General features: G+C 68.0%; 3 protein-coding genes. All 3 read left to right on the plus strand.

The window, feature by feature from the left end:
* Window positions 1–69: 69 nt before the first annotated feature.
* The 3 genes from A6M56_RS08130 (at window position 70) to mshL (ending at window position 2,971) form a co-directional block, all read left to right on the plus strand.
* Window positions 70–465 (plus strand): hypothetical protein, encoded by a 396-nt coding sequence (locus tag A6M56_RS08130; RefSeq protein WP_286758051.1) that lies wholly within the window; start codon window positions 70–72, stop codon window positions 463–465.
* Complete coding sequence (locus tag A6M56_RS08135) at window positions 462–1,232, plus strand: prepilin-type N-terminal cleavage/methylation domain-containing protein (RefSeq protein WP_286758052.1); 771 nt, start codon at window positions 462–464, stop codon at window positions 1,230–1,232. The genes A6M56_RS08130 and A6M56_RS08135 overlap by 4 nt, the downstream gene beginning before the upstream one ends.
* Before the next feature lie 74 nt (window positions 1,233–1,306).
* Complete coding sequence (mshL, locus tag A6M56_RS08140) at window positions 1,307–2,971, plus strand: pilus (MSHA type) biogenesis protein MshL (protein ID WP_286758053.1); 1,665 nt, start codon at window positions 1,307–1,309, stop codon at window positions 2,969–2,971.
* Window positions 2,972–3,074: the final 103 nt, after the last annotated feature.

Here is a 3,074-nt window from a genome sequence, read left to right on the forward strand (position 1 = left end):
CTGCCGCCCGCCGCGCCGGCCCATGTGCCGGCGTCCGCCACCGGGCAAGCGGCGCCGCCGCCATGGAGCATGACGCAAGGCGAGCCGGCCGGGGCGGCGGCGCTGCCGGCGCAGGATGCCGGCGGCAAAAAGCCGGGCCTCGAAGAGATCCAGCGGCGCCTGGCCGCGATGATGGCGAACGGGCGCACCCCGTCATTGCAGGAGGTCGATGCCGTGCTGGCCGATTTGCAGCGCAACCAGGGGAAAAACAATGTGGCCGGGGTGGACCTGGCGGCGCTGCGCGAGAACCTCGCTCGCGCCGCTGAAATCCAGCGGCTGGCCAAGGAAATGGAAACGCTGTCGCGGCAGCCGGGCAAGCCCGATCTGCCCCGCATGCAAGCCCTGCTCGCGCAGATCCAGCAACAGCAGGCCGGATTGCGGATGGATGTCGGCACCAAGCCGGCGCAACCGGCCTCCGGCAGATGATGATCAGGATCGGTCAACGCGCGCAGCGCGGCTTCAGCCTGCTCGAACTGGCGCTGGCGCTGGCGGCGCTGGGCTTGATGATCTGGTCCGGGGCCGGCCCTTTCGCCGACGCCGCCAGCCGCCGCGATCGCGACGCGGCGCAGGCGCACGGCAGGGTCATGCTGGAAGAGCTGCGCGCCTTTGCGCTGGCCCACGCGCGCCTGCCGTGTCCGGATACCGACGGCGACGGCTGGGAGGGCGACGCCGGCGGCGCCTGCCCGCCCGGGGTCGAGACGGGCTGGCTGCCTTACCGCACTCTGGGGCTGGACATACCGAATCCCCGCTTGCGCGCCGTGTATGGCGTCTATCGCAATCCGCTCGCGGCGGCGGGCAATGCCGATCTGACGCTGCGCCTCGAACGCTCGACGCCCCCGGACGCCAGCGGCGACCCGGGGTACCAGAGCGTGCGGGATCTGATTGCCGCGCTCAATTTCGCCGCGGCGGAGCCGCCCGTGGCCACGCATGTGTACCTGACAGGAGACGACGGCGCGCAGGGCGCGGTCGATTGCGCCGGCAATGTGCGCAGCCATCCGGCGGTGATGCTGGTGATGCCGGTGACCGACCGCGACGGAAACGGCAACCCCTTCGACGGCGCGCATGCGGATCTGCTCCTGTCCGGACGGTGCGCGCAGGCGCCCGGTACGGCCGCCACCGCGACGCGTGACGACGTCGTGGCGGCGGAAAGCCTTGCCGCACTGGCCGGCTGGCTGGCTGCCCATGACCATTGAAACGCATTGAAAGAAACAGCATGAAACAGTCTTTACCATCGAGAACGAGCCGCCTGAAAGCGCTGCCGATAAGCGTGCCGCGGCATAGGAAGCTGCTGTCGGCGCTGTGCGCCACCGTCTGTCTGGCGGGTTGCGCCGCCACCGGCACGCCGCGCAGCGTGGACAGCCTGCCCAAGGTCGAATACGAAGCGGTCAGGCGCATGAGCGAAAACGTGCTTGCCGAGTCGAAAAAGCTCTCGGCCGCCCACGACACGCTGCAAAAGGAGCTGTCCGCCCCCAGGCAGCCGGTGGCCTTGCCACTGGTGGCGCCGGCGCTGGACCCGCTGGAGGCCAAGACCATCAACGTCAGCATGATGGGCGCTTCGGTGGGCCAGCTGCTCGCCGCGGTCGCCGACCAGGCCGGATTGAATCTCGTCGTCGAGCCGGCCGTGCTCGCGCTCGACAAGCGCGCCGACATGTACCTGAAAAAGGTCAGCCTGCGCGAAGCCTTCAACGAGGTCATGCGCGCGTTCGACCTGGCGGGGGAAATCAAGGGCAACACCTTGCGCGTGAACCTGATGGACGAGCGCGTGTTCGCGCTGGACTTGCTCAACACCGCGATGTCGCTGGACGTGTCGTCCGGCGGCAATGTGTTCGGCGCCAACAACAGCAGCAACGGCAGCTCCAACGCCTTGCGCGGCAACGTTACGCTGTCCGGCAACAACGGCAGCAAGGTCGATCCGTACGAACAGATCGAGCTCGGGGTCAGGCGCATCCTGGGAGAAGCCGACGACGCCAAAAAGCCGGCCCCGGCAATGGACGATACGGCCAGGGACAAACGCGCGGCATACAGCCTCAACCGCACCAGCGGCAGCCTGTATGTGATGGCGCGCCCGTCGCAAATCCGTTCGATCGAAAAGATGCTCGACCGCACGCAGAAGATCCTGCGCCGCCAGGTTCAGATCGAGGCGCAGCTGATCGACGTGCAGCTCAACGACGGCTTCGAGCTGGGAGTGGACTGGAACCTGTTGCGCCATCATGCCGCCGCCGGCTTCGGCGTCAATCCTGCGCGGCTCAATGCGGTCGAGGCCGCGCTGCCGCAACCGGGGGCTGCGCTGCCGCCGCGCACGCTTTCCATTCCGGCGCAGCTCGTCGGCTCGCAAAGCGGCCCGTCCTTCGGCGCCGCCTATCAGTCCGGCGCGTTCGGCATCGTGCTCTCGGCGCTGCGCTCCTTCGGCAACGTCAAGGTGCTGTCCAATCCGAGCGTGCAGGTGCGCAACGGCATCCCGGCGCTGCTCAGCGTCGGCACGACGTCGCGCTATGTATCCAAGTCGACCGTGACGCAGACCAATCCGGGCGGCGGCGCCAGCACGACCTCCGCCGATGTGCAGACGGATGCGGTATTTTCCGGGGTCATGATCGGCGTGGTGCCGTTCGTGCGCGACGACGGCCGCATCGAACTGATGGTGCATCCGATGCAGACCGACGTCGATGCCAAGAGCCTGCAGCTGATTGACGTCGGAAACGGCAACCGCGTGACGCTGCCGGTCGTCAATTTCAAGGGGATGACCACCACGCTCAACGTGAGCGATGGCGACACGGTGCTGATCGGCGGCCTGATCGACCAGCGCACCAGCGACGACGACCGCGGCGCGCCGGCCGCTTCCGATATCCCGCTGTTCGGCACGCTGTTCGGCAACAAGCGGAACACGCATGCCAGCCGCGAACTGATCATGGTGCTGAGGGTGAAGGTGCTATGAGCCTGATTCACGACGCCCTCAAGGAAATGGAGCGGCCGGCGGCTGCCGCAACCAATGCATTGCCGCGCAGCGGGCAACCGCCGGCGCCCGCCGCGAAAGCGCC

Origin of the sequence: Ralstonia sp. RL, assembly GCF_001683835.1 — a bacterium.
Taxonomy (GTDB): domain Bacteria; phylum Pseudomonadota; class Gammaproteobacteria; order Burkholderiales; family Burkholderiaceae; genus Ralstonia; species Ralstonia mannitolilytica.